Here is a 3,460-nt window from a genome sequence, read left to right as displayed (position 1 = left end):
TACCAGGAAACCTGAATTCCAGCCGGTGTGCCACCGGCAACGCGTGCACGTCGGTGGCCGTGTGTCGCGAGTTGCTGGCCGGTGTGGTCGGGTCCGGGCGTGATCCGCTGATCAGGAGCCACCGCGGAGGCGGCGCTCGTGGGGAGGCGGCGCCAAGGTCTGGGCGCCGTGTCTACACACTCGGGCCGGCAATGGGAACCCCGTGGACGTTTGCTGGTCGCGCGCTCCTGAGATGCGGTGCACCTGGAGCGGGCACTCGTGCGCGTGGCACGGCGTGGAAGAGGGATGTCTCTAACACCTGAACCGTCATCTATGACAGGAAAACGTGCGGAAACGGCGTGTACGAGGGCCCTCGAACACGAATTTCTGTCATAAATGACGGAAATTCGTGGTAGAGCGGTGCGCGAGGGGGGATTCGCCCTCGCAAATACGACACAACTACCCCCGAAACGGGGTCGAGCGGTAACGAACTTATATCGTCGGCCGTTTCAGGTCAATACATTTGGAATTGCTATCGAGTTCATGGTGGTGGTCGTCCCTATCCGGTGTCAATGGGTGTGGGTGGTGCTGGGCGGATGCTGGCTGTGGGGATGCTGTGCGGCTATTCCAGTGCGGTGGGGTGTTGTCCGAAGACGCGGTTTCGGTAACTCCCGCTAACTGCCTGTGGAATGAGGCATGCGGACGCTGAAACCCAGCGGTGGGCGGCCAGGGAATCCAGAGTGAGCCTCGGGAAGTTACTCGACTCCCGGCGGTTCAGATTTCTCATCCGTTACCGGCGGATAGTCGACCACCTCGGGTCGGTGGTGCTGGCCAATATGTGTTCGGTTTGGGGATGCGCCTCGGCAGGCTTCCGCTGCGTGCGCTGGGTGAAGCTGCGCAATGGCGGATGACGTGAGGGGATTTGCGTGGACGGTGAGACTTCTACAAGGAAGCTGGTCATGTGAGCGTGGTGTTGCGCGAGTCGATCGGGTTAGGCCATACCGTCGGATTTGGAATTCAACCGGAAGCGACACAGCGCGGGAGCAGGCGCGGTGATTGTTGCTGCAGGTTCAACACGGCCTGAGATGTGCCACGTCTACCTACGCGGGCTACGGCGGGACGTTCGTATGGGGTTATAAGGGGTGTTGTCTCGCAGCATCGCCCACAGGACGTTGGCCCTCCGCCGAGATAAGGAGAGGATGGCCTGGACGTGGTGTTTTCCCTCGGTTCGTTTGCGGTCGTAGTAGGTCTTGGAGGGGCCATCGACGGTCAGGGCCGTCATCGACGATAGATACCAGACCCGGAGCAGGCGGCGATCGTAGCTACGCGGGCGTCGGTGGTTGCCGGTGATGTTGCCGGAGTCCTTGGCGACCGGCGCGAGTCCGCAGAATGATGCCAGGTGACCGGCGCTGGGGTAGAGGTTCATATTGCCACCGGTGAAGGCGAGGAATTCCGCGCCCAAGACGGGACCGAAGCCGGGCAGGCTGGAGATGATCGGGGCGTATCGGTGGCGCGAGTAGTGGGTTTCGATATCGTGGTTGACCTCGGTAATCGCGTCGTTGAGTTCAAGGATGTCGTGGGCGAGTTGTCCGATGATCCCCGCGGCGAGCTGCTCACCGGGGATGTGCACGGTTTGGGATTGCGCGGCCTCGACCGCGCGGGCAGCGGCCTTGCGGAAGAAACGGGCACCGCGGCCTCGGAGCCACAGCGCGATTGCGTCCTCGCCGGCGTCGCGGATGGCTGTGGGGGTCTGGTACTTGCTGACGAGTATGAGGGCGCTGGTGCTGCGGGCGAAGGCGAATGTGGCATCGAGGGCAGGGAAGTACTCGGTGAGCAGGGCTCGCAGCCGGTTGATGGCGCGGGAGCGGTCTTCGATGCGCTCCACGGCGTGTGATGAGAATGTCCAGGTGGCGAACTTCGATGTCGGTCGCGACCATGAACCGCATGTCTATCCGCGAGCGGGCGTGGTCGGCGATGATGGCGGCGTCCTTCGCATCGGATTTCCCTTCGCCCCTGTACAAGGCGGCCGCATGGTGGAATCTGCGGCTCGGAAGGTAGACCACCTGCTGGCCACGGTAACTCAGTACGGCCAACAGCAGGGAGGCCGGGCCGCGGTTGATGTCGCTGGCCCACACCACTGCCGCCTCGCGGGACAGCCCGAGTACATCGTCTACGAGCTTGTTCAGAGCGATCTCGGTGTTGCGGACGCGGCGAGACAGCAAATGCTTTCCACCGGCGACGATCACCACGCAATGGTGTGCCGACTTGCCGACATCGACACCTGCCCAAATCCTGTGCGCCATTCCGCCACCCTTCTCAGTGCCGACCGGACGAAGGGAAGACGGCTCGCCGACGGCATTCACTGAAGCGATGAACCGCAGTCGACATAGGGCGGTCGAGCCGTCCCTCCGAGGCGAGACAGGAGTGAGACCTTATCCTCTAAGAGATCAGTTCAGAATTAACTCGGGAAACGTCTTGCGTTGCGCCGCAGCGCATTCGACAATCTCGGTGTGGGTGATGAGGTGGTGACCGACGAGCTTTGGTCGCGGATGAAATCGTTGATTCCGTTGCGGAAGAGACGCTTCCGCTACCCGGGTCGCCATCGGTCCGATGACCGAGCCGCGTTGGAGGGCATTCTGTACGTGGCTCGTACGGGTATCGGCTGGAACCAGCTACCGACCGGGTTGTTCGGTGTCTCGGGTGCGACCTGCTGGCGTCGGTTGAGTGAATGGTCGCAGGCCGGAGTGTGGCAGCAACTGCATGAAAACATGTTGAACGAGCTGCGGGCAGCCGGGCGGCTCGAACTGTCACGGGTGCTGGTCGATGCCTCACACCTGCGGGCTCTCAAAGGGGGGACCATGTCGGCCCGAGCCCGGTCGACCGAGGTCGGCCCGGTTCCAAGCATCATCTGATCACCGACGCCGCCGGGACACCCCTGACGGTCTCCCTGACCGGCGGCAACCGCAACGACGTCACCCAGCTCATCCCGCTCGTCGACGCCCTGCCCGTGATCAGGGGCCGTCGTGGTCGCCCCTGGCGCCGACCTCGTCATCTGTATGCCGACCGCGGCTACGACCACGACAAGTACCGCCGGCTTCTCCGGGCCCGCGGTATCACCCCGGTCATCGCCCGCCGCAGCACCGGCCACGGCTCTGGATTGGGAAACTCCGGTGGCCGGTGGAGCGAGGCTTCACATGGCTGCACGCCTTCAAACGCTTACGAACCCGCTACGAACGCCGCGCCGATATCCACCAAGCACTACTGAGCCTGGCCTGCTCGGTCATATGCCTCCGCAAACTCATCCTGAACTGATCTCTCGGGAGTGCGACACTGTCCGCATGGGACTGTGGATTTAAGGGTGTTTCCGGCCTGAGTCGCTGACCGGATGGTCAGCGGGAAGGTGCCGTGATGACGACACTTGATGCTGTGGCGAAGAAGAAGGCCGAAGCCTCGGCCGAGCAGCTGGCAGCGGCGGAGCTGG

1 protein-coding gene and 2 pseudogenes are annotated in these 3,460 nt (G+C 63.1%); 1 reads left to right on the top strand and 2 read right to left on the bottom strand.

Annotated elements, in window-relative coordinates:
• Positions 1 to 1,075: 1,075 nt before the first annotated feature.
• A complete protein-coding gene (locus QH195_RS04655) occupies positions 1,076 to 1,864 on the bottom strand; it encodes a transposase (protein WP_280434429.1) in 789 nt (262 codons plus the stop codon).
• A 58-nt stretch (positions 1,865 to 1,922) separates the two neighbouring features.
• A pseudogene (locus tag QH195_RS04650) lies at positions 1,923 to 2,282 on the bottom strand (IS110 family transposase); the annotation flags it as partial.
• A gap of 246 nt (positions 2,283 to 2,528) precedes the next feature.
• Between QH195_RS04650 and QH195_RS04645 the strand changes: the two are divergent.
• A pseudogene (locus QH195_RS04645) lies at positions 2,529 to 3,291 on the top strand (IS5 family transposase).
• Positions 3,292 to 3,460 lie beyond the last annotated feature (169 nt).

Origin of the sequence: Nocardia carnea (genome assembly GCF_029868855.1) — a bacterium.
GTDB lineage: Bacteria > Actinomycetota > Actinomycetes > Mycobacteriales > Mycobacteriaceae > Nocardia > Nocardia carnea_A.
Note: the sequence above shows the minus strand (reverse complement) of the source record. Positions and strands in the feature narration are given on the sequence as shown.